The organism is Pseudomonas sp. AP3_22 TE3818 (assembly GCF_053628995.1).
This window is the reverse complement of record NZ_JBRJHL010000001.1, coordinates 2,876,521-2,898,939: the sequence shown is the minus strand read 5'-3', so window position 1 is coordinate 2,898,939 and position 22,419 is coordinate 2,876,521. Positions and strand designations below refer to the sequence as shown.

Below are 22,419 nucleotides of genomic sequence, written 5' to 3'. Positions count from 1 at the left end.
ACGGCCCCAGGCACCTTTGCCTGCCCCCTGAAACGGAGACACCAGCATGAGCACCTTGCAACTTCACCCTGCACTGGACAATGGCATCCAGCCCGCCGCCGCGAATTTCACAGGCGGCACCCTGCAATGCCTGTGTGCGACCGACAAGGTCGAGGTCAGGATCGACGCACAAACCCTGCATAACCACGCATGCGGCTGCAGCAAATGCTGGAAACCACAAAACGCGATATTCGCCGTCATCGCCGTGGTGCCTCGAGATAAGGTCAGCGTCATTGCCCACAACGAAAAACTGGAGATTGTCGACGCAGCCGCCACCATCCAGCGCCACGCCTGCAAGCAGTGTCACGCCCACCTCTTCGGGCGCATCGAGAACAAGGACCATGCGTTTTATGGCCTGGACTTCGTCCACACCGAGCTTTCGCCACAGAGTGGATGGGCGGCGCCGGGATTCGCGGCGTTCGTGTCCTCCATCATCGAAACCGGCACACCGCCAGCGCAAATGAAGGCTATCCGCGAGCGCTTGCGCTCAATCGGCCTGGAACCCTACGACTGCCTGTCCCCGGACTTGATGGACGCACTGGCGACCCATGTCGCCAAACAGAGAGGCCTGCTGCCCGCCGCCTGATTGATGAGTCGCCGCGGTTTCTTTTCCGGACCGCGGCGCCGATTCACCTTGAGATTGAATCCTGCCCCCCCACCCCGGATGGACTCATTTATCGCCCCATCCGATGTAACGAACTATTTCGTGGATATTTACCTATAGAGAGGATCCTTATACGATGAGGCCCGCATCCACTGCTCTCCCTCAGGCGCGAGTAAGCCATCTAAATTTAGTGCATGACAAAGCGACTTGAAAATTGAGCTTTACAGACGAAAAACCTTGCGCGGGCAAATACGCGAAACCGGACACGGACTCAATCGCCCCCACCTATAAATACAATATCATTGAGCACCCGAACAATGAACAGTACTAGCCCTCCGACTGAATTCCCCAATAATTTCAGCATCGTCATAGTGAATTACAAGACACCGGAAATCACCAAGATATGCTTAGAGTTATTGCACCAGCACGTGGGTGGCCACAACGTCCCAATCTGGGTGGTCGACAACTACTCGGCCGATGAAAGCACTCAATACTTGCGAACACTGGACTGGATCAATTTAATCGAACGATCCGTTTCCGAACCGGAAGCAGGCCATATCGCGCACGGCAAGGCACTCGACATGGTGTTGGAGCGAGTCGAAACCGATTATTTAATCCTGATGCATACCGATACGTTTGTTTTCGATAAAAATATTTTTCCGATGATACTGAACAAGTGCATCAACAATAAAAAAGTTGTAGCCGTCGGGTGTGTAGAGCAATTAAATCGTGGCACCGCAAGAACGCTGTGGCGTTTTAGCTCGCGGCTGTTCAAACACCACTATCGACGCCTTAAAATCTCCATGGGATTACGCTCCAGAGAACCAAAACCCTACAAAGAAGTCTACTTGAAGAGCTTCTTTACATTGTGGAACTGCAAACTCGTCAAACAGCATGGCATGCACTTTTCGATGGATGATCGCGTACCTGGATATACACTTCAAGACCGAATGACCCAACTTGGTTATGTCGTTGAAACTTTATCGCCACGTAAAATCTTCAGCTATCTTGATCATATCCAGGCGGGGACTGTTGCAGCGGCTGGCGGCTATGGAAAGACTCATAGACGAACCAAAATGTACAATAATATACTTAAGCGCCTGAACAAGGGTGACGGCAAGGCCTAAGCTACGTCGACACGTATGAGCCCGTCACCCACAGGTCGTTATATCAAGTTATCGGAGCAATAATGGCAGTCATCACTCAGGCACTACCCATCACCCTCTCACCGGAGCTTGATTTCGACCAGAACGACGCCAGCGCCTTTGGTGAGTCATTGACTGGCCAATATGTTCAGGCTACGCCATTTCCGCACATCGTCATCGACAACTTCTTGCACGAAGACCTGATTGCAAGCATTTGCTCGAATTTCCCGGTCGAGCCAACCAACAACGAAATGCTCTACGAGCGCGGCTATAAAGGGCAACGAAAACGTCAAATCAGTCCAAACGAATGCTCTCCATTTTTGAAGACTGTTTTCAATGCTTTCAATTCGGCCCCCATGTTGCAGTTTCTTGAGAAGTTAACAGGCATCGAAGGCTTGATACCTGACCCCTACTTCACCGGTGGCGGCTTGCATGAAACGAAAAATGGTGGTTTCCTGGGGGTGCACTCGGACTTCAGGCTCAACAAAAAGCTTAACGTCGAGCGCAGGCTGAATATCATTATTTATCTAAACGAAGACTGGAAAGACGAGTATGGAGGCAACCTGGAACTTTGGGATGTCAACATGAAAACCTGTCTTAAAAAGATCTTGCCCATTTACAATCGCTGCGTCATTTTCAATACAGACAAAGACAGCAACCATGGGCACCCGGAGCCTTTGACGACCCCAGAGCACATCACTCGCAGGTCTATAGCGCTTTATTACTATACCGCCGGCACCTTGGCGATCGATCCTGCGCAAAGAAACAAAACCCACTACAAACCAAGACCCAAAGATCGTTTCAGCCTCAAGTACTACATGAACAAATTAATCAAGAAGAAAAACTGAGCCATACCGCCAGACGATTGAGTTCGTGCTTTTCAGGCTTTAGCTCAGTCGCGAGCAGCTCCGTCGGGCACCAGCACTTGGTGCACCGTCGCGCGCCGGCAAGCCGAAAGCCTCTGGATCGCACCTGCTGCAAGGGTAACGGAACGGAAACGCGAACGAGGGTGTCAGCTGTTTAGACACCCCTGTTTCTTCCCTCAACCCAAATGAAGCGGTGAAGTCATGAACAATATTATCTACCTCGTTGGCGCCGTCGTGATCGTCCTGTTTATCCTGTCGTTTGTCGGCATGGTCTGATCCAGCCAGCCGTGGTCAAAACAGATTGAGAGGGTGCGTTTGCCAGGAACGCCCCTCAAACGGCTGCGGTGTTCAGCCCTCCCGTCACCGCCCTGCATGACGTCTGTATGCATGGGGATGACCAGGCTGCCCGAGCGAAGATCGGCCTCCATCAGGAACTTGGGAACCACCACTACGCCTTGTCCACTGATTGCCGCTTCAATCGCCAGCAAACTGCTATCGAATCGCGGCGAGTGCTTTTGCACAAGGTTGGGAAGCCCGATGCTCTGTGCCCACATCAATCGCGGCGAATTGATGCAGATGGTCGATACCAACGCGCTCTTCGGTGCAGACCCGCAGTGCCGGACAGACGCAGGGCATCAGGCAGGGCCTGTGCTTCCTTGCCATTTCAATTGAGGGGCTGAAGCGCGAAAAAAGTCGGGTGGCGGCAGTCGCCTGGCTCGGTGCTCCAGCTTTCCCCGACGATGATCAGCCCCCAACAACTGTCTGGATTTCAGGGGCTGGACGTTAGCGTGAAAGTACAAGCTGAACCGCTGCAGAATAGCGCCCAACCCATCGGACATGCCCTTGAGCTCCTGGGTTGTTCGCACGATTCCACCTTGGGCTGCGGCGTTCTCCTCTACGCTTTGCGCCACTTCTTTCGACGTTGCAGGCGACCTGTTCACTGGCCGCGCGCTGCTCTTGCAGTGACAACGAAATGAAACTGACAGCCGCGAGGGATTCGCCCAGTGCGCCGTTGATCCTGCTCATGGATTGGCCAGCGCTTTCGACCAGTTTCTGTGGCGAGGGAGCTTGCTCCCGCTGGGGCGCGAAGCAGCCCTTCGTAAGCGGCTGTTTTATGGCACGTGGCTCAAACCCTTGCGGAAATCGTCCTCCAGCTTTCGACAAATCTCTGCAATTATGCTTTTTCCGACTGCAGGGCCGGAGTAGCTGTCTACTTCCTCGCGGCATTGTTCGGCGGCATCACGGGCCTGCATGCTTTCCTTGTCTTGCGATGTGTTGCTGACATAAAAGCCGACTGCCAGGTACAAGGTGATTGCGATAGTGATTCCGACGATGATCTTGCCGACCCGGCCAATTTTCTTTTGTGACAGTATTGGCCACCCGGGTGGGATTCTTATTTTTTGCCTGAGCTCAGATTGGCAGTGTTTACATAAAATGGCTTCAGCCATGACGACTTCCGCGCAATAGGGGCAACTCTTTTTTCCAGCCTCCACAGATGAAACTCCTTTTTCAAAACGAGATTCTATTGTGAAAGGCAGAAATCGGCCAGTAGCGGTCAGTCGCTCAAAACACTTCAAAACCACTGATCGCTAAAGTAATCAGGATCCGAAAATAGCTCACTCAGTCGAAGGGACGGAAGTTTTGCTGCCCAGGCGGATTAGTTCATTGGAGAAACACAAGCCGACGATGATCAGTGCCGCTCCCGCGTACAGGCTTTCGCGCGGTACTTCATTGAGCGCCACAAACGCCAGCAGCGCGGCGAACAGTGGCTCGGTCAGCTCCAGCGCTTGCACTTGGGATGGCTTGAGATACTCGATGGCCTTGGTGGTGCAGAAGAAGCCCAGGATTGTCGGCAGCGTGGCCAGCGCCAGCAGCACGGCAATCGCCAGCGGTGACAGCTCGCCTATCGCGAAACCATCGGCCGCAGCCGGCATCAACAGGTACAGGCTGCCAAAGAACAACAATTGTCGGGTGAAGTGCAGCCCCCCCGATACACCCATACGCTTCATGGCAACCGAAAAGGCCCCATAGCCGCAGCCGGCCATGGAGGCGAGCGCAGCACCTTGCAGGGTAAAGCCCTGCTGCAGGTCGCTGCCGAAGATCACCGAGATCCCAGCGATAGCCAGTGCGGCGCCAACGGTAGCGTTCGCGGTGATGGCATCCTTGAGGAAAATCCGCCCCAGAATGATCGAGGAAATTGAGGCACTGGCCATCAGCACCACCACCACACCTGCCGCAGCGTAGTGTCGATAGGCGGACGTTTCGAAATGGAACAGCACAAAGATGCCAAGGAATGCGCAGATAGCCGCCTGAGTCCATTTGGTCGACGCCGTCGGGCGCTTGAGGAAAAACAGTAAGATCGAGAGCAGCACGCAACCCAGTACGGTCTTGATGACAGCGACACTGCTAGCGGTGAAACCATTACTCATGAGTACTTTGCTGAGTACACCGATCGTTGCGTTCAGTGCCGCAGCGGAGAGTGCAAATATGACGCCTTTGCTGAAAGTAGATTGCATTGATGACGATCCCTGTCGCTGAATTGTCGTTCGATAGAATGCCGCCCTACATCGACGGCGCAAAGTTTGAGGATACGACGATCCCGCCAACCCCAGTATTTATTGTGGCATAAGCTGGATCGTCCAGTAGGATGCTATTCGCCTTCTTGTCGCCGCCAAGGGAGGAGTCAGAGGGCCTGGCCCCTGGTTATGCAATATGAGTTGACGAACGTTGCAGTGTGCTGCAAAGACTGGCGTATATCCGGTTTGGCTATTCCATGCCTGTTGGCAAATTGCTCGACCGCCGCTGTATCAAAACGAGTGGTCTGGATAAAGTCCAAGGCTTCGGGTTTTGTATTCAAAAAGCGCGCGACGGGAGGAATACTCAGTAGCAACTTGAGCAATCGGAGTGAAATGTAATGCTTGGGAGACTTTAAGCCCAAAGGTTGTGCCACCTGTACCAGGAGTTCTCGCAAGTTCGGTGTTTGGTCATCAAGCACCAGCAGTTCCTGGCCCACCATGGCAGGATCAAAAGCACACACCGCCACCAGTTCAACCAGGTGATCCACGGTGACCAGTGGCAGCCAGTGCTCGGCGGTACCGGGCACTGCAGTCAGCTTTCCCTGCACAAGGTTGCGTATCAGCTCCACCAGCGGCTGACCTTCAAGGATATGCCCCGTGCGGCTGTGACCACAAACCGTCGCGGGGTGGACAACGGTAATCTCCCCGCCCTTGGCGGACATGACCTCCAGGGTCGCAAAATGCGCCTCCAGCTTGCTCCCCTCGTAACCACCGACATGTCGGTAGACGGCAGGCCAATTCGTCAGCTCCGGATAACGAGGATCAATTCCGATGCGTTGCAGATGTTCATGATTTTTCAGCATGTAGCCGCCGATCATCACTAACCGGCTTTTTTGCTCAGCCGCCAACAGCGCCACGCGCTTCGCCCCTTCCACATTCACCGCACGAGAATGCGCCACTGAAAGCCCCCATGCGAAGTGGGCGCCTAAGTGGAATATGACTCTGGCGCGCCTTAACACTTCTCGGTCAACAAGACTCAGCCCGAGGTTGTCCCGTTCCAGATCGCCAGCTACGGCAAATACCCGGGTTGCACACCCTCCCAAATTGTCGACTTGCTCGCGCAGTGCAGCCAGTCGCTCTGGGCGACGCATTAACACCCGAATGGTGTGCCCTTTTGCACTCAGGTACGCCACCAAATGTTGACCGATGAAGCCGGTCCCCCCCGTGACAAAGCACTCCACGCTCATTTCCCTGCTCCTTGTTTAAGATGAAGAATCAAGCGTAAACTATCGACCCAACTCTATAGTCAAGCGGTGTTTTCATGAAAATCGGCGAACTCGAGGCCCGCAGCGGCGCCAGCCGCCATACGCTGCGTTACTACGAGCAAATCGGCCTGATCTCACCGCTGCGGCAAACTAACAACTATCGCGTTTACACAGGGCAAACTCTGCAGGATCTGGACTTTATCCAGCGCGCGCAAAGCATGGGGTTTTCCCTGGGGGAAATAGGCGAGATTCTGGATGCGCAGCGGAACAAGCTGATCGATTGTGCTGACGGCGCTAAGCTAATTGAAAAGAAGATGGCGGAAATCAAACAGAAAATTGCCAACTTCCAAAGCATTTATCAGTATCTGGACCAAGAGCGTGCAAACCTCGAAGCCAGTGCAGCCAAGCAACTTGAGCTTCAGCAGCTGAACAACTCTTCCAACGGAACTGTCATCATCTGAGTAACCGAAGCTGCAGCCTGCTTCCGGTTTCAAGCCCATCGCTTACGCAAATACGCATACGGAACATGGCCGTTAAACCGTGCCGACTGGTTCAAACCCATAATCGCAGTCGCACGTTTGCGGCGGCGTAAGGAGCCCGCGAATAGCCAGTTTGAACGCCCGAAAGCCCATGGCCGGATTGGATTTCCACATCAGTGAATCGCTGCGGATTTGCTAGACACATGATGTCTGCTTTGGGTCGTTTCCAACCCTTTGCGACGATCAGCAATCGGCCAATGGTGGCCTGCCTCGAATATCTGCCTTGCTCATCAGTCGCCCATCGACCCCAGGAGCCACTGGCGAAATATCTCGGCAGAGGCAGAACGCTTGCGATGCTTGAGCGACACCAGGAATTCGCCATTGCCCGTCACGCATTCGAATGGCGTCACCCGCTGCAATTCTCCCTTGGCCAGCGCCTCATCCGCCATGAACGTCCAGGCCAGGCCGATGCCCATGCCTTGTTGAACGGCCCGATACGCCAACGTCAGCTGGTTGAACACCGGGGCTTTGTCCCGCGCGACGAAGTCGATACCAAAGTGGCCGAACCATTGATGCCAGTCCAGACACTGCCAGGCGCAGGTGTCGATCTGCACCAGGTTGGCTTGCGCCAATTGTTCCAGTGTCTCAACCCCCGAGACATCCAGTGAAGGATGAGCCACGGCATAGACGATTTCCGGCAGCAGGAAATCGCTGTCCAGCGAGGGCCATTGGCCAGAACCATAGAGTACGCCCACGTCGAAATCATTGAGGCTGGCCTCATCGAACTCATTCATCGCGTGAACGTGCACGGCGATGTCGGGGTACGCCTTGTTGAATTCGATCAGTTTGGGGAACAGCCAGAATTGGGCCAGGGCATGGGTCGCCAGCACCGAGACGGCGTTGGATTGATGAACGTTGCGAATTCGCGTGACGCTTTGGTACATCGTGGTGAGGAGCACGTTGACCGTGATCAGCAGTTCATCCCCTGCGCTGGTCAACTTGACCCCTCTCGGTTTGCGCTCGAAGAGCGGGACGCCCATGCAGTCCTCAAGCTGGCGCATCTGTTTGCTCACGGCGCTCTGGGTCAGAAACAGTTCGCCGGCGGCGCCCGTGAAGCTGGCGTGTCGTCCCACGGCCTCGAACGTGATCAGGGTCTCCAATGGGGGCAAGGTACGCAGATAACGGTTGATGACGGCTCTCCGGGACTGGCGATTACTGCAAGACATTCCCCTGCGGAATGGGTGACCAACTTTATATCGCAGGTGGCGCTTATCTGCCATGGCTAGAATGCGGCTAAACAGCCTGCCAGAGCCGAGATGATGAACAGTGGAGTTGTATTTGCGATATTGGCGGGTGCCATCTGGGGTGGCGTGATTATCGGCCCTTCGTTGCTGCCGGAATTCAATGCCGTGCTGATCAGCAGCGTACGGTTTGCCCTGTACGGGATGATCTCGCTCCTCGTGGCGTTGCCCTTCGCGTCCCGGCTGCTGTCGCGTTTGACGCGCCGCGATGCCTGGATGCTGCTGCGTCTGTCACTGACCGGCAATGTCCTGAACTACGCGCTCCTGGGCGCTTCCGTACAACTGAGCGGGGTGACCGCGGCCGCCCTTATCAACGGCATGATGCCGGTCGCCATCACCTTTCTGGGGCGTAGCGATGCAGGGTCCCTGCCCCTGACCAGGCTCAAGCTCCCCTTGCTGCTGGTATTCCTGGGCATCGTATCGGTCAGTCTGGAACATACGGGCGCGCGGGCGGCGAGCACCTCATTGTCTTCCCGGTTGCTGGGCCTGGCCTGCGGGTTCAGTGCCGTGGCCTGCTGGTCGTGGTACGCCACCCACAACGCCCGTTATCTCAAACAAAGCCATTTCAACAGCAGCGAATGGTCGACGCTGACCGGCATCGTGACGGGCATCGTGGCGATCGTGTTCGGCATCGCGGCCTTGATGCTGTTCCCGAACCTGGTGCCCTCTGAAGTTGAAAGCAGCCGCTGGACGACTTTCCTGTGGGTTTGCCTGTTCCTGGCACTCTGTGGTTCATGGCTGGCCAATGGGCTCTGGAATGCTTGCTCGCGTCGAATGCCCGCGTCGTTGAGTGGCCAGATGATCGTGTTCGAAACGCTGTTTGCCTGCGTTTACGGTTTTCTGTTCAGCCAGCGAATGCCTGGCTTGATGGAAGTGGTCTCGATCGTGTTGCTGGTGGGCGGGGTCGTATGGGCGGCGAAACGTCATCGGATAATGCCGGTGAAACAGGCCGAACCCTGCGAGTGACAGCCAATACTGTGGCGCAAACGCTTTCAGCGACTTCGAGACGATGGTCAGGGCAGAGGTTGGAGGCTGGTCTTGAAGGCAGTGACCACACGGTTACGGCCTTGGTGTTTAGCGTGATACAGGCGTTGATCGGCGGTACGCAGAATGGCCTCGATGGTGTCGCCATCGCGACCGGATTGCGATACGCCGATGCTCACTGTGACCACGGTTGGCCGCTGCAGGCCATGAAAGGAACTATTGGCAACGGTACTTCGCAGACGCTCGGCGATTTCGTGCGCGCCTTCAAGTGACGTCTGAGGCAGCAGTATCATGAATTCCTCTCCGCCGACTCGGGCCACGCCGTCATACGGCCGGATCGAATCGAGGCATTTCTCCACGAAACTCTTCAGGATGTCATCGCCCACCTGATGCCCGAAGCGATCGTTGATGGACTTGAAATTATCCAGATCCAGTGCCAACACGGAGAACGGCGCATCGCCGCGTTTGGTCCGGCCGATTTCGCCTTCGACCCGCTCCATGAACCGACGCCGATTATCAGCGCCTGTCAGTGGATCGGTCGCCGCAAGGTGCCCGAGTTCTTGATTGGTGCGCTGGAGTTCCTGCAGGGCGCTCTCGGCATACGCCATCGCTTCGGCAAGACGCACCATCAACTCCTCCTGGCTGTAGATCCTGGAAAACGACCGCGTGGTAAGGAACGCTTGCCCGACCCCATAGCTCAACATGAAGAATCCACCGGCGAAGATCGCGTGAGCGAGCCACCACATATGGTTCCACGGACGTGCAAGGATGAAGGCAAGGGAGGACAGCGCGAACGCGGTGACCGAGATGATGAAAATGGTCATCAGTGGCGAACGGATACGGCGCAGCAGAAGTATGGTCACGGTCAATGTGGAAAGAACGAGGGCACCCCCCTCCATCGAGAGGCGCACCGCGAGATTGCCGGCGATCGGCAAATTCGCGACGTACGCCACTGCCAGGTCAACCACCAGGAACAGTCCTATCCAGGTCAACCACGGGCGGGCCTTCATTCGTTGGTCTGTGGCATCCGGCGGGCGGTGGTATGACAGCATTCCGACTAACAGCAGAACCGACATGACCAGTCGAGAGGCCGGTCCATAAAGCAGGAAGAGCCAGATATTGTGGTGTGCAAGCCCGGTGAACGCACCATGCAACGCGTAGATCACTACAAAGCCGAGAAATCCCAGCGTCATCCATCTCAGCAGGGGCTCTCCCGATGACTGATAGCAGCGCCACGTGACGTAAGTAACAAACAGGCCCGCCAGGGTGGCTGCCGTGATCGCAAAGATATGGAACAGGTGATTCTCGAATAAAAGCGTGGGGTCCTGAAAAAAGTACAAGTAGCCAATCAGATAGGCCGGAACAAGCGCAAACCCTGCGAGCAGCAAGCAGGCGTAAACCTTGACCATCAGGCGAACGGCTTCAGGTGGCTCGTCGGTGGCGATGAGATTGCTCATGGGGCCCTCCAGTTTCGATCCATTCATAATTTTTTCAGGAAGCCCAGTAGCAGCTCATTGACCTCTGTCGCGCGCTCTTGCTGTATCCAGTGGCCGGCACCTTCGAGGATATGACACCCGCGCAGTTCCGGCAGTGTCTGCGCGAAGGCTTCGATCTGCCGCGGGGAACTCGGAAACTTCAGCACGGCGTCGCGGCTGCCGGCAATGAACATCGACGGCTGCAGAATTTTGCAACCGCGCCAGGGTGCCAGCAGTGCCCATGAGCGCGTCATGTTGCGGTACCAGTTCAAGCCGCCGCGAAATCCGCTGCGGGTGAATTCGCGGGTGTAGTAGGCAATATCCTCCAGGCTTAGCCAGCCTGGCAGGGTTTCAGGCTCGATCATCGCGCCCAGGAAGCCCTGGCCCGGCTGCAGCCGGCCGAACACCAGCCCCTCGGGCCCGTCCCCCGAGCCACTGAAGTAGATGCGCCGGATCGACGACTCGACGTCCCTTTCCAGCTCGGCCTCGGCCACCCCCGGCGTCTGGAAATACTGGATGTAGAAGTCGCTGATACCCCGCGAGACCAGCGCACTGAGGACCTCCACGCGTGCCGGCGGCGAGAAGGGAACGCTCATGCCGACCACAGCGCGGAACAGATCGGGTCGCAGCAATGCGGCGCTCCAGGCCACCTGCGCGCCCCAGTCATGGCCGACGATCACGGCTTGCCGTTCGCCGAGTGCGTTGACCAACTCGACCATGTCGCCGACCAGGTGCAGCGTGGTGTAGGCGTCGGGTTCGGCCGGCGCATCTGTGCCGCCATAGCCGCGCATGTCGGGCGCTGCCGCCCTGTAGCCGGCGGCCGCCAGCGCCGCAAGCTGGTTGCGCCACGAGTACCACAGCTCCGGAAAACCGTGGCAGAGCAAGACCAGCGGGCCGCTACCTTGCGTGGCTATCTGCATGCGGATGCCATTGATGTCGAGCAGTTCGAGGTGTGGCTCGTTCATGTGCGCTTCCTGCGATTCAAGCGATGGCCCCCAGCAACCGTGGCAAGCTCGCCAGAGCCTGCTGCCTGCTGACTGAGAGCCGATGCAGCTGTGCCAGTTTCTCGGTGTCGGTGTCCTGCAGGCCCCTGACCACCGCCGTCATAAAGAACAAACGCGACTGCTTGACCCAGCGAGCCAAGCCTTCATGCTCTCCCCAGCGTAGCTGGTTACCCAGGTAGACGGCCCAGATTCTTATCCAGTCCGTGGGGATGTGAGGCGGCGGGACCATCCTGCACAGTGCGTTCATTTGCGCTTGATCGTCCAGGTGGCTTTCCACATAGGCGATCAAGGCCGCGCTGAACACGGGTTGGCAGCTGCTGACCATCAACAGGTTGATCTTGCCGCCGTCGAACACCTTCATTTCAGGCAGTGTCGGGATGGCGCTGGCGCTGCAATCAATGTGCAGAGCATGTGGGCTTGTGGCGATGCTGCCCTGCTCGAGCACGAGGCGCGTTGGCTCGATAACCCGCACTCTCCCCAGGCGCACGATGTTGTCGATACGTCGAAGCTCGCGTAATTCCGCTTGAGTGACGGTGGCGCAGCGGTAAGCAGTCGGTTCGACGGCCTTGTCCAGGCGCAAGAGCTGGCCCGTCGCCTCAAGCCTGGAGAACAGGTCCGGGATCGAGTCTGCGGCGGCGATGGCCTCGAACTGTGCCGTGAGGCCGCCGATTGTTTGTTCGAAGCGGTCGAGGCCGGGTTGCACGTTGGCCCGGTCGATCAACCACGGATCGTTCGGCATGATCCAGCGGATTGTTGCGGGCGCAACACCGTTTTGCAGCAACCACAGGCAAGCGTCGATCCCGGTCTTGCCCGCCCCCACCACGACGTAGCTGGCGTATGGGTGGCGGATTTTCGGCAAGTCGTTCAGTGGTACGCATTGCACGCCAGGCTCCACCCTGTAACGGGGTGGATGGGTCGAGGGCACCGCCGTCTGGGCATGGGTGGCGTCCACCACCTTTTTGCACACCCGCACCTGATGGTCTGCGCCGCTGACGAGCGAGGTAAACCGGTGGTCGTCAATGCGATCGCCGGTGTAGTTGCACATGGGGAAAAAACGGACTCGACCCGACGGCAGAAACTGCTGATTCATCACCTGATCGAAGTAGCTCACCACCTCGGCGCCGGAGGCTAGCTCATACAAGCCCTCGTTCAGTGCCGTCGTGTCTTTCGTTCCGCTGCCCAGTTCCCGTGAGTTGACGCCATAGCAGGTCGAGGGCTGGTGTAACCGTACGAACGGGTAGGCATCATTCCAGTGCCCGCCAGCCCGATCGTGTCGATCCACCATCACGATGCGTGCGTTCGTTTCCTTGAGTAACGTATCGACGAAGGCCATGGCCATCGCGCCAGCACCGATGACCAGATAATCGGTTTCGATCGGATTTTCGTCCATATGGCTGCACCTTCCTGAAGGTTGCCCTCCTTCAACCCCGTAGATTAGCCACCCATGCCACGGGCAATAGAACGAATGCTCCTCATCCCCATAACCAATGGAATTAATGGCTGCCGCCCCGCGCGCCAGACGGATGCTCCGCCAACCGCCGAGCTCTATTGTGGTGATCACCGGTTAAATCCACAGCCGATTGCTGCCTGTCACGAAGGACTCGGCCGACTGACTTGAAGGCACTGATTCACCTTGCGTAAAAATCCGTCATGACATGTTATGACCTCCTTCAAAAACGGACTTTAACCAACAAATTCAGGGGTTAAAGGACGAATGGTCGAGAGGCGTCAAGCGCGGGGAATTGCAGAGAGTTTGCAGCCACTACAGGCTTTTCAGACGGGCACGTTCGTCGTGGTGAAGTGAACTTCACTTTCATCACGTGTCACATTAAGTCCTTGTCAAGTGAACTTCAGTGGAGGTACAGCCTTATGAGCATGGCCACGATCGTCAGTGCCGTGATTTCCAGTCTCGCACCCAGTGTCTTTGACCAGAACAACCTGCAAGACCCCGGTGCGCATGTCTCAGCCGTCGAATACCACTACGGTATGGACATCGATGTGAAACGGGTGCTGCAGCGCACCGATACATCCGACAAGACCGGCGTCGTACCGGTGACCCTGGTCTACGAAGACAGCGAGGGCGAGGTTCACAAGATCCGTTTCCTCGAATGGGGTGGAAGCCCTGCCGACCCTACCAGCATTGCCTGATCAACTCGTCGATCGAGTTCCGGGCGTAGCCGCCCCCCAACAAGAAGCGGAAGTTAAACCTCCTGTGCACTCAGTGCGATTGAGGTTTTGTGTTACCTGAAAATGGACATATTCGAATGACTGAAAGTTCATTCGCGAAACTCACTATTATCTTGGCGGCGTATTGCCCCAGGATTAATTGATAACAATGGCTGGGTCTGAATGGCAGGCAGCAACGGTAAATTCCAATCAAGCCGTGCCGCGAGCCAAGTTGATTCACTATTGAATAAAAGAGGTCACCATGGAACTTAGTATGTTTTCTTCGTCCACCGTGGAATATGTGCGTTTGGGCGTTGTATATTTTCATCTTATCGCCTGTTGCGTGGCAATCGGGCTGGTCTTGACCAGTGACATTGCAATGGTCAAGCAACTCCTGAAGGGGGATGCGTCGGGTCACCACGATGACGCGCACATGGAAAGCCTTCAAAAAACCGTATCGCTTGCACTTGTAGCGCTTTGGATTACGGGCATTGGTATCGTCGGGATCGATTATGCCGGTAAGGGGATGGAGTATTTCCTCAATCCAAAACTGCAAGCCAAAATCGGCATCGTAGTGCTGTTGACCTTTAACGGCTTCCTGTTGCATAGCGCTGTATTGCCGGCGCTGAAAAAAGCCGGTTCGTTACTCAAACTCTCCTTCAGCCTGCGCATGCTGGCGCTGTTCTCCGGCGCTCTCTCCGCCGTGTCATGGTTCTATGCCGCCATGCTCGGTGTCGGTCGTCCGCTGGCCTGGAAATACTCGCTGGTCGAGTTGCTGGCAGCCTATCCGGTTCTCATCGTCGGCGGTTTCGGGATGATGGTCCTGCTCACTGCCTGGGCAAAAGACAGAGACACCGAAACGCGTATGGAGCAAGGCTTCAGGACTCCAGGAAACGCCGCCCTCGCTGGATGGTGAAGCCAGGCTGAGCAAGGAAGTTCGGCTTCAGCCAATAAAACCTGCTGTTAGCAGTGCGCAAACGGTGCTGCTAACGCCGGTTTAAACGAGATCCCGCGGCCTCTATCGCTTCCCCTTCATGCAGACTACGGAAAGATATGCGCCCCAAAGAACACCACATACGGCAAGTATCAACTCCGGATTGAAAATACTCTGATCGACCGGTGCCACCAGGATTTCGCTGTAAAGGCACAGGGCGCCCGCGATCAACGCAATAAAGTAGCCAGTCCGTGTTCTGGTTCGGCGCAGCAACAGAACCTTTTTCAGACCCTCTTCTTTCCATTCCTGACGGGGCATGAGTTGGATTTCCTCCAGCAACACCACACCCCACAGTAATGCGCATAACCCATAACCTATCATCTTGACTCCTTCCAGTTTGAACGTTGATTCAACCTGAATGCAGCGTGCATTCAGTACTCAACTTGTGAATATCCATTCCGGAGTCTTTTCTGACTCGTTGACGAAGACAACTCCATAGAGCGGACCAAAATTTTCCGAGGGGTAAATATGCTTGATTGGGACGGCCCCCGCTATCGACGTTAGCAGGAGTTCTTTGTGGAGATATCGACCGAAAGCTTGTAGTGATTCCACTACAAGCAGTCACCCTAGGTTAACAAGCCGTTTTCAAGTGCATAGCGGGCCAGTTTCGCGTTGCTGTCCATCCCGGTTTTTTCCAGGATGCGTGCCCGGTACGTCGTGACGGTACTCGGACTCAAATGCAGTATCTCGGCGATGCGCACAATTCTTTCGCCTGCAGCGAGAAGCTTCAGTACTTCAAGCTCCCGGTCGGATAGCGCTTCGTGGGGGGCCTCGTCGCCTCTGCCGATCGCGTGAACCAGTTTTTCTGCCAACTCAGGGCTGACGTGCTTGCCGCCTGAGGCCACCTTGCGAACGGCCGCCACCAGGGTCGCTGCGGAAATATCCTTGGTGAGGTATCCCGCTGCGCCGTGCTTGATTGCGCGTAACGCATAGGCCTCGACCGAATGCATGCTCAACATCAGAACGGCGAGCTTGGGCTTGTGCGCACGCATGAGTTTGAGGAGCTCGAGGCCGTTCTTGTCGGGAAGCTGAATATCGACCAGCGCCACATCGAAATCCTGCTCGCGGACCAGGAGCATGGCGTCTTGTGCCGTCTCGGCTTCACCGGTTACGTCGATCTCGCCGGCCGTCTCCAGCATGCGTCGCACGCCGCTACGCACGATGCTGTGATCATCCACCAGCAAGACTCTGATTTTGTGTTCAGTCATCTGTCTTTTCCATTCGCACCCGCAAGGCCCTGGCCATATCGTGTCTCGATGCACAGATGATGTTGAACCCGCCGGCCCCGCCGACACAGAGGCGCGCGCTCATGCATTCCCACACCAACCCTGCGGCCAGTGGGCCAGCAAGCCAGGGAATCTGCTGCCGGGTTCTACGTTAGCAGGTCGGGATTGCACTGCAAGATGACAATTTCCCCCGGGATCCGGGGCATTGCGCCAACCTTGCTAGTATTTCGTAAGCCAGCGCCCAGTTTTCAACAGGGTAAATACGGCAATGCCGGCTCCTGCGGCAAGGGGTAATGCCTTGCCCGCGGCATCCATTTTGACTGGACAAAGACATGGCCACAGTGACGACACCGATCGAAGTATTGGACATGAAGACATTGCTGGCAGCGCTGAAGTCGTTGCGCAAAGGTGACTTCACCACGCGTATGCCGGAAGACTGGACCGGCATGCCGGGCAAGATCGCCGACACGCTCAACGAGATCATCGACATGGCGGCCGAGACCACCACCGAATTCGAGCGCGTGGCGCAACTGATCGGCAAGCAGGGCAAGGTCGATGAGCGTATCGAATTGCCGATGATGAAAGGCTCGTGGCAAAAGATCGTCAACGCCAGCAATGCGCTCACCAGCGACCTCATCAGCCCGATGAACGAGATCATTCGCGTGGTCGGTTCGGTGGCCGAGGGTAATCTGAGCCAGCAGGTACCGCCGGTACTCGACGGCCTAAAACTGCGGGGCCAGTTCCTCAAATCCGCCGAGATCGTGAACACCATGGTGACGCGCCTGGGTTCCTTCGCTTCCGAGGTCACCCGCGTGGCGCGGGAAGTCGGTACTGAGGGGATTCTCGGTGGGCAGGCTAATGTCAAAGGGGTGTCCGGCACCTGGAAAGACCTGACCGACTCCGTCAACGACATGGCCGCCAACCTGACCACCCAGATGCGCAACATCGCTTACGTGACCACGGCTGTGGCCAAAGGCGATCTGGGCAAGACGATTACCGTCGAAGCCCGTGGTGAGATTCTCGAGCTGAAAAACACCATCAACACCATGGTCGGCCAGCTCTCGAGTTTCGCTGCGGAGGTGACCCGCGTGGCGCTGGAAGTCGGTACCGAAGGCAAGCTGGGCGGTCAGGCGGAAGTGCGCGGCGTATCCGGCACCTGGCGCGACCTGACCGAATCGGTCAACGGCATGGCGGCCAACCTGACCACCCAGGTGCGTAACCTCGCCCAGGTGACGACGGCGGTGGCGCGCGGCGACCTCGGCAAGAAAATTACCGTTGAAGCCAAGGGTGAGATTCTCGAACTGAAAAACACCATCAACACGATGGTCGACCAACTCTCCAGCTTCGCCTCGGAGGTGACCCGCGTCGCGCTGGAAGTCGGTACCGAAGGCAAGCTGGGCGGACAGGCCGAGGTGACCGGCGTGTCCGGTACCTGGAAGGACTTGACCAATTCGGTCAACGGCATGGCGGCCAACCTGACCACCCAGGTGCGCAACATTGCCGACGTGACGACGGCGGTGGCCAACGGCGACCTGTCGCGCAAGATCACAGCCGAAGCCAAAGGTGAAATTCTCCAGCTCAAGGAAACCATCAACACCATGGTGGACCAGCTCTCGACCTTTGCCGACGAAGTAACGCGCATGGCTCGCGAGGTGGGGACTGACGGCAAACTCGGCGGCCAGGCCAAGGTGACGGGCGTCGGTGGGACCTGGAAAGACTTGACCGACTCGGTCAACAGCATGGCGGCCAACCTGACCAATCAGGTGCGCAACATCGCCGACGTGACGACGGCGGTGGCCAAAGGCAACCTGGGACGCAAGATCACCGTGGAAGCCAAGGGCGAAATCATGGAGCTGAAGAACACCATCAACACCATGGTGGACCAGCTCAACAGCTTTGCCGCCGAAGTGACGCGGGTGGCGCGCGAAGTCGGTACCGAAGGCAAGCTCGGCGGGCAGGCACAGGTGCAAGGCGTGTCCGGCACCTGGAGGGATCTGACCGAAAACGTGAACTTCATGGCGGCCAACCTGACCAGCCAGGTGCGAGGCATCGCGAAAGTGGTGACCGCCGTCGCCAACGGCGACATGAAGAAGAAACTGACACTGGAAGCCAAGGGTGAGATCGCCGAACTGGCCGACACCATCAACGGTATGACCGATACGCTGGCGCTGTTCTCCGACCAGGTGACCTCGGTGGCACGTGAAGTGGGCGTCGAGGGCAAGCTGGGGGGCCAGGCCAACGTGCCGGGTGCTGCCGGCACCTGGCGCGACCTGACGGACAACGTCAACGGTCTGGCGGCCAACCTGACCAACCAGGTGCGTGCAATAGCCGATGTGGCGACGGCCGTGACCAAGGGCGATCTGACGCGTTACGTGGAGGTGGAAGCAAAGGGTGAAGTGGCGGAACTGAAGGACAACGTCAACGAGATGATCCGCAACCTGCGCGAAACCACGCGGCAAAACGCGGAGCAGGACTGGCTCAAGAGCAATCTGGCGAAATTCAACCGCCTGCTGCAGGGCCAGCGAGATCTGGCGGCAGTCTCCAAGATGGTGCTGTCTGAACTGGCTCCGCTGATCAACGCCCAGCACGGTGTGTTCTACATGATGGACGAGAACCCGCCGGATCCGGCGAAACTCAAGCTGCTGTCCGCTTATGCGTACAAGGGCAACATCAACGTGAACGATGAGTGGCGGCTCGGCGAGGGCCTGGTCGGGCAATGCGCCTACGAGAAGCGACGCATCCTGTTGACCGATGTACCGGCCAATTACGTCGCGATTTCATCGGGGCTGGGTGCTGCCGCCCCGCTGAATATCATCGTGTTGCCGATCCTGTTCGAGAACAAGGTCAAGGCCGTCGTCGAAATGGCTTCGTTCACGCGCTACAGCATCATTCATCAAACCTTCCTTGATCAGCTGGCCGAATCGATCGGTATCGTGCTCAACACGATCGAAGCCAATATGCGTACCGAAGAACTGCTCAAGCAGTCGCAATCGCTGGCGCACGAGCTGCAAAGGCAACAGGAGGAATTGAGACAGACCAACGAGGAACTGGAGGACAAGGCTGGCCTGCTGGCGGAGCAGAAAGCCGAAGTCGAGCGCAAGAACCGCGAAGTCGAGATCACCAAGCTGTCGCTGGAGGAGAAGGCGGAGCAGCTGACGCTGACCTCGAAGTACAAGTCCGAATTCCTCTCCAGCATGTCCCATGAGCTCAGGACGCCATTGAACAGCTTGCTGATCCTGGCCCGGCAGCTCAGCGACAACGCGGAACACAATCTCACCCCCAGGCAGGTCGAATATGCCAAGACCATCCGCAGCGCGGGCAAAGACCTGCTGGAGCTGATCGACGAGATTCTCTACCTGTCCAAGATCGAGTCGGGTACGGTCACCCTGGATCTCAATGAAGCACGGTTCGCCGATCTGCACGATCAGATCGAACGCACCTTCCGGCCGGTCGCCGAAAGCCGCGGCCTGACCTTCACGATCGAACTGGCGCCTACCCTGCCCCCCGTCTTGTGGACCGACGAAAAGCGTCTGCTACAGGTGGTCAAGAACCTGCTGTCCAACGCCTTCAAGTTCACTGAGCAAGGCAGCGTCAAGATCAGCATCGAGCCCGTTGTGTCCGGGTGGAGTGTGGATCACAGCGAACTGAATCGCGCCGATGCGGTGGTCGCCTTCGTGGTCACCGACACCGGCATTGGCGTATCGGCCGGCAAGCAGAAACTGATCTTCGAGGCGTTCCAGCAAGCCGATACCGGAACCTCACGAAAATACGGCGGCACCGGCCTCGGCCTGTCGATCAGCCGCGAGCTCGCGCACCGGCTGGGCGGTGAGCTGCGGCTGATCCCCGGTGAGATCGGCAAGGGCAGTACGTTCGCGCTGTACGTGCCCTTGCGTACGCAGGATGCCCAGCGTCAGACGCTGGACGAATCATTGACAGAGACAGTACCTGGCCAGGTCAGGCGCGACCTCATCTCAGGCCCGACTGCACAGATACTCGACGACCGCGAGTCGGTCCAACCCGGCGACCAGGTATTGCTGATGCTCGAGGGCGACGCCCGATTCGCCGGCATTCTGCTCGAGGCCGCGCACCAGAAGGGGTTCAGGGCAATCGTCACGACCCGTGGCGCGGATGCACTGGAGCTGGTCGAGCGCTTCAACCCCGCCGCGATCACGCTGGACCCGGGCCTGACGGACATCGATGGCTGGTTGCTGCTCGAGCAGTTGAAGGGAAATTTCGCCACGCGTCACATCCCGGTCCAGATCATCTCGAACACTGACGACCGCACACGCGGGCTGCGCTATGGCGCTTTCGACTATCTGCTCAAGCCGGTCACAGCCGACGAGATTCAACATGCGCTGGTCGGCATCGTCGCATTCGCAGGGCGCAACACCAGGAACCTGCTGCTGATCGACGGCGACGAAGCGAACCGCGCCCGCATCCTCGACCTACTCGGCAATACCGACGTGAAGATCGAAACGACCGCCAGCGGCGCTGAGGCCTTGAAGAAACTGGCAAAGAAACGCTACGACTGCATGGCAATCCATCTCGAACTGCCCGACGCATCCGGCATCAAGCTCCTCGAGGCGTTGCAGGAAGACCAGGCCAGGCGTGAATTGCCGATCGTCGTCTATGGTGCAGAGACACTGACCAAGCCGCAACACGAGCGTTTCCGGACACTGCTGGGCAAGGGCGTGATCAAGGCCGTTCAGTCTCCCGAGCGCATCCTCGACGAAACCGCACTGTTTCTACACCGTGTCGTCGACAGGCTGTCGCAGACCCAGCGCAGGATGCTGGAAAAACTCTATGAGGGCTCGGACAGCCTCGAGGGTAAAAAGGCCCTGGTGGTCGACGACGACGTGCGCAATATCTTTGCCCTGACCAGCGTGCTCGAGAGCAACAACATGCGGGTGGCCACGGCCGAAAACGGCCGGACCGCCATAGAACTGCTGCAGCAGCAGCCCGATACCGACATCGTGCTGATGGACATCATGATGCCCGAGATGGATGGCTTTGAAACCATGCGCCAGATCCGTACCTTCAAACGATTTGAAGCCCTGCCCATGATTGCGCTGACGGCCAAGGCGATGATGGGTGACCGTGAAAAGTGCATCGAGGCAGGCGCCTCGGACTATGTCAGCAAGCCGGTGGATACCGACCAGTTGCTGTCACTGATGCGCAAATGGCTCTATCGATGAAGCAACCTCCGGTATTCAAAGAGAGCGCCCAGGTGCGGCACCCTGCCCCGCCTGATGGCGTGCCAGCCTCCGTGTTACTGGTGGATGACAATCCCGCCAAGCTCACGGCGCTCGCCGCGGTGATTACCGACATGGGCCTCGATGTCGCCACGGCGAATTCCGGACGCGAGGCGCTGCGCCTGCTATTGCAGCGCGACTTCGCCGTCATTCTGCTCGACGTGAAAATGCCGGCGATGGACGGTTTTGAAACCGCTGCACTCATTCACGGCCGCCCGAAGTCGGCCCATACACCCATTATCTTCGTCACCGCGGAGGCCGACACGGATTCCGAGCGTTTCCGCGGTTATACGTCCGGCGCCGTGGATTACATCTTCTCGCCGATTGTGGCCGAAGTGCTTCGCGCCAAGATCCAGGTGTTTGTCGACCTGTTCTACTTGCAGCGCAAACTGACGATGCAGGCCGAAGAATTGCTGCAATCGAAGCGGCAGCTGCGTGAACTGGCCTCCTATCAGGAGCACCTCAAGGAAGAAGAGCGAAAGCGCATCGCACGCGACATCCACGACGAGCTGGGACAGAGTCTGCTGGCATTGCGCATCGATGTCTCCATGCTGCAGGCGCGCACCGCCACCCTGCACCCCAGGCTCAACGAAAAGGCCAGCGATGCGCTGAATCACCTCGATACCGCCATCCGCAGTGTGCGCAGTATCATCAATGATCTTCGGCCACCTGTACTCGACCTGGGATTGCAGGCCGCAATCGAGTGGCAACTTGAAGAGTTCCGGCAGCGCAGCGCGATCGATTGCACGATGTCGGCCAAAGACGAAAACTTCCGCTGCGACCTGAATGAAAAATCCGCCACGACGCTGTTCCGCATCGTGCAGGAATCACTGTCGAATATTGCCCGGCACGCGCAAGCGACACAGGTACACATCGAACTCTCCAGGGAGGGTCGCCGGCTATACCTGCAGATCAAGGACAACGGCGTAGGCATGACGGATCGCAAAAAACTGAACTCGTTCGGACTGGTGGGCATGAAGGAACGCATCAGCATGCTGGGCGGGGAGTTCACGATCGACAGCGCACCGGACAAAGGAACGAGATTGACCATATCGCTGCCCATCGACTGACCGGGATGGCGCTGAAAAGTTATGGCCCATGCC

The 22,419-nt window shown here is 57.4% G+C and carries 19 protein-coding genes; 9 read left to right on the top strand and 10 right to left on the bottom strand.

The window, feature by feature from the left end:
- Positions 1 to 46: 46 nt before the first annotated feature.
- The 3 genes from gfa to AB7M25_RS13065 all read left to right on the top strand — a co-directional run bounded on the left by gfa (position 47) and on the right by AB7M25_RS13065 (position 2,636).
- A complete protein-coding gene (gfa, locus tag AB7M25_RS13075) occupies positions 47 to 625 on the top strand; it encodes an S-(hydroxymethyl)glutathione synthase (RefSeq protein WP_454237414.1) in 579 nt (192 codons plus the stop codon).
- Between the two features lie 335 nt (positions 626 to 960).
- The gene (locus AB7M25_RS13070) at positions 961 to 1,770 is read left to right on the top strand and encodes a glycosyltransferase family 2 protein (protein ID WP_429384520.1); all 810 of its coding nucleotides are present in this window, start codon (positions 961 to 963) and stop codon (positions 1,768 to 1,770) included.
- Positions 1,771 to 1,832: 62 nt separating this feature from the next.
- A complete protein-coding gene (locus AB7M25_RS13065; RefSeq protein ID WP_429560666.1) occupies positions 1,833 to 2,636 on the top strand; it encodes a 2OG-Fe(II) oxygenase in 804 nt (267 codons plus the stop codon).
- A gap of 233 nt (positions 2,637 to 2,869) precedes the next feature.
- Here AB7M25_RS13065 and AB7M25_RS13060 read toward each other — a convergent pair whose 3' ends face one another.
- From AB7M25_RS13060 to AB7M25_RS13045, 4 genes are all read right to left on the bottom strand, one after another.
- Entirely contained in the window at positions 2,870 to 3,244 is a 375-nt protein-coding gene (locus AB7M25_RS13060) for a type 2 periplasmic-binding domain-containing protein (RefSeq protein WP_429384525.1), read from the bottom strand.
- Between the two features lie 522 nt (positions 3,245 to 3,766).
- The gene (locus AB7M25_RS13055) at positions 3,767 to 4,102 is read right to left on the bottom strand and encodes a hypothetical protein (protein ID WP_429560667.1); all 336 of its coding nucleotides are present in this window, start codon (positions 4,100 to 4,102) and stop codon (positions 3,767 to 3,769) included.
- 168 nt (positions 4,103 to 4,270) lie between these two features.
- Entirely contained in the window at positions 4,271 to 5,170 is a 900-nt protein-coding gene (locus AB7M25_RS13050; RefSeq protein WP_429384532.1) for a DMT family transporter, read from the bottom strand.
- Between the two features lie 167 nt (positions 5,171 to 5,337).
- Entirely contained in the window at positions 5,338 to 6,417 is a 1,080-nt protein-coding gene (locus AB7M25_RS13045) for an SDR family oxidoreductase (RefSeq protein ID WP_429519271.1), read from the bottom strand.
- Positions 6,418 to 6,491: 74 nt separating this feature from the next.
- Here AB7M25_RS13045 and AB7M25_RS13040 point away from each other — a divergent pair, with 74 nt between their 5' ends.
- Positions 6,492 to 6,896, top strand: coding sequence for a MerR family transcriptional regulator (locus AB7M25_RS13040; protein WP_429384538.1), 405 nt, complete (start codon positions 6,492 to 6,494; stop codon positions 6,894 to 6,896).
- Between the two features lie 308 nt (positions 6,897 to 7,204).
- Here AB7M25_RS13040 and AB7M25_RS13035 read toward each other — a convergent pair whose 3' ends face one another.
- Positions 7,205 to 8,140, bottom strand: a complete 936-nt coding sequence (locus tag AB7M25_RS13035) for a LysR substrate-binding domain-containing protein (RefSeq protein WP_429384541.1) — start codon at positions 8,138 to 8,140, stop codon at positions 7,205 to 7,207.
- A gap of 90 nt (positions 8,141 to 8,230) precedes the next feature.
- On the opposite strand from AB7M25_RS13035, the gene AB7M25_RS13030 reads away from it, so the two are divergent.
- A complete protein-coding gene (locus AB7M25_RS13030; RefSeq protein WP_429384543.1) occupies positions 8,231 to 9,181 on the top strand; it encodes a DMT family transporter in 951 nt (316 codons plus the stop codon).
- 47 nt (positions 9,182 to 9,228) lie between these two features.
- Here AB7M25_RS13030 and AB7M25_RS13025 read toward each other — a convergent pair whose 3' ends face one another.
- From AB7M25_RS13025 to AB7M25_RS13015, 3 genes are read right to left on the bottom strand one after another with little or no spacing between them, the layout of a single operon-like run.
- Positions 9,229 to 10,656 (bottom strand): GGDEF domain-containing protein, encoded by a 1,428-nt coding sequence (locus AB7M25_RS13025; protein WP_429384546.1) that lies wholly within the window; start codon positions 10,654 to 10,656, stop codon positions 9,229 to 9,231.
- A 23-nt stretch (positions 10,657 to 10,679) separates the two neighbouring features.
- Positions 10,680 to 11,639, bottom strand: a complete 960-nt coding sequence (locus AB7M25_RS13020) for an alpha/beta fold hydrolase (protein WP_429384548.1) — start codon at positions 11,637 to 11,639, stop codon at positions 10,680 to 10,682.
- Between the two features lie 16 nt (positions 11,640 to 11,655).
- Entirely contained in the window at positions 11,656 to 13,068 is a 1,413-nt protein-coding gene (locus AB7M25_RS13015) for an NAD(P)/FAD-dependent oxidoreductase (protein WP_454238351.1), read from the bottom strand.
- 479 nt (positions 13,069 to 13,547) lie between these two features.
- Here AB7M25_RS13015 and AB7M25_RS13010 point away from each other — a divergent pair, with 479 nt between their 5' ends.
- Positions 13,548 to 13,826, top strand: a complete 279-nt coding sequence (locus AB7M25_RS13010) for a DUF2790 domain-containing protein (RefSeq protein WP_429384550.1) — start codon at positions 13,548 to 13,550, stop codon at positions 13,824 to 13,826.
- A 280-nt stretch (positions 13,827 to 14,106) separates the two neighbouring features.
- Complete coding sequence (locus tag AB7M25_RS13005; RefSeq protein ID WP_116583110.1) at positions 14,107 to 14,760, top strand: hypothetical protein; 654 nt, start codon at positions 14,107 to 14,109, stop codon at positions 14,758 to 14,760.
- Positions 14,761 to 14,862: 102 nt separating this feature from the next.
- Here AB7M25_RS13005 and AB7M25_RS13000 read toward each other — a convergent pair whose 3' ends face one another.
- Together AB7M25_RS13000 and AB7M25_RS12995 are read right to left on the bottom strand one after the other, a co-directional pair.
- Positions 14,863 to 15,096, bottom strand: a complete 234-nt coding sequence (locus AB7M25_RS13000; protein ID WP_429384554.1) for a hypothetical protein — start codon at positions 15,094 to 15,096, stop codon at positions 14,863 to 14,865.
- Positions 15,097 to 15,404: 308 nt separating this feature from the next.
- Positions 15,405 to 16,046: a response regulator gene (locus AB7M25_RS12995; RefSeq protein WP_429384556.1), complete on the bottom strand. Its 642-nt coding sequence runs from the start codon at positions 16,044 to 16,046 to the stop codon at positions 15,405 to 15,407.
- Positions 16,047 to 16,396: 350 nt separating this feature from the next.
- On the opposite strand from AB7M25_RS12995, the gene AB7M25_RS12990 reads away from it, so the two are divergent.
- Both AB7M25_RS12990 and AB7M25_RS12985 read left to right on the top strand, forming a co-directional pair.
- A complete protein-coding gene (locus tag AB7M25_RS12990; RefSeq protein WP_454237413.1) occupies positions 16,397 to 21,259 on the top strand; it encodes a response regulator in 4,863 nt (1,620 codons plus the stop codon).
- Positions 21,256 to 22,386, top strand: a complete 1,131-nt coding sequence (locus AB7M25_RS12985; RefSeq protein WP_429519276.1) for an ATP-binding response regulator — start codon at positions 21,256 to 21,258, stop codon at positions 22,384 to 22,386. The genes AB7M25_RS12990 and AB7M25_RS12985 overlap by 4 nt, the downstream gene beginning before the upstream one ends.
- Positions 22,387 to 22,419: the final 33 nt, after the last annotated feature.

Bases quoted from the DNA above. Each gene is read 5' to 3' on its own strand.
- AB7M25_RS13040 (WP_429384538.1), top strand. From the start codon at position 6,492: ATGAAAATCGGCGAACTCGAGGCCCGCAGCGGCGCCAGCCGCCATACG.
- AB7M25_RS13010 (WP_429384550.1), top strand. From the start codon at position 13,548: ATGAGCATGGCCACGATCGTCAGTGCCGTGATTTCCAGTCTCGCACCC.
- AB7M25_RS13020 (WP_429384548.1), bottom strand. From the start codon at position 11,639: ATGAACGAGCCACACCTCGAACTGCTCGACATCAATGGCATCCGCATG.
- AB7M25_RS13045 (WP_429519271.1), bottom strand. From the start codon at position 6,417: ATGAGCGTGGAGTGCTTTGTCACGGGGGGGACCGGCTTCATCGGTCAA.
- AB7M25_RS13065 (WP_429560666.1), top strand. From the start codon at position 1,833: ATGGCAGTCATCACTCAGGCACTACCCATCACCCTCTCACCGGAGCTT.
- AB7M25_RS13030 (WP_429384543.1), top strand. From the start codon at position 8,231: ATGATGAACAGTGGAGTTGTATTTGCGATATTGGCGGGTGCCATCTGG.
- AB7M25_RS12995 (WP_429384556.1), bottom strand. From the start codon at position 16,046: ATGACTGAACACAAAATCAGAGTCTTGCTGGTGGATGATCACAGCATC.
- AB7M25_RS13035 (WP_429384541.1), bottom strand. From the start codon at position 8,140: ATGTCTTGCAGTAATCGCCAGTCCCGGAGAGCCGTCATCAACCGTTAT.
- AB7M25_RS13015 (WP_454238351.1), bottom strand. From the start codon at position 13,068: ATGGACGAAAATCCGATCGAAACCGATTATCTGGTCATCGGTGCTGGC.
- AB7M25_RS13005 (WP_116583110.1), top strand. From the start codon at position 14,107: ATGGAACTTAGTATGTTTTCTTCGTCCACCGTGGAATATGTGCGTTTG.
- gfa (WP_454237414.1), top strand. From the start codon at position 47: ATGAGCACCTTGCAACTTCACCCTGCACTGGACAATGGCATCCAGCCC.
- AB7M25_RS12985 (WP_429519276.1), top strand. From the start codon at position 21,256: ATGAAGCAACCTCCGGTATTCAAAGAGAGCGCCCAGGTGCGGCACCCT.
- AB7M25_RS13050 (WP_429384532.1), bottom strand. From the start codon at position 5,170: ATGCAATCTACTTTCAGCAAAGGCGTCATATTTGCACTCTCCGCTGCG.
- AB7M25_RS13055 (WP_429560667.1), bottom strand. From the start codon at position 4,102: ATGGCTGAAGCCATTTTATGTAAACACTGCCAATCTGAGCTCAGGCAA.
- AB7M25_RS13025 (WP_429384546.1), bottom strand. From the start codon at position 10,656: ATGAGCAATCTCATCGCCACCGACGAGCCACCTGAAGCCGTTCGCCTG.
- AB7M25_RS13070 (WP_429384520.1), top strand. From the start codon at position 961: ATGAACAGTACTAGCCCTCCGACTGAATTCCCCAATAATTTCAGCATC.
- AB7M25_RS13000 (WP_429384554.1), bottom strand. From the start codon at position 15,096: ATGCCCCGTCAGGAATGGAAAGAAGAGGGTCTGAAAAAGGTTCTGTTG.
- AB7M25_RS12990 (WP_454237413.1), top strand. From the start codon at position 16,397: ATGGCCACAGTGACGACACCGATCGAAGTATTGGACATGAAGACATTG.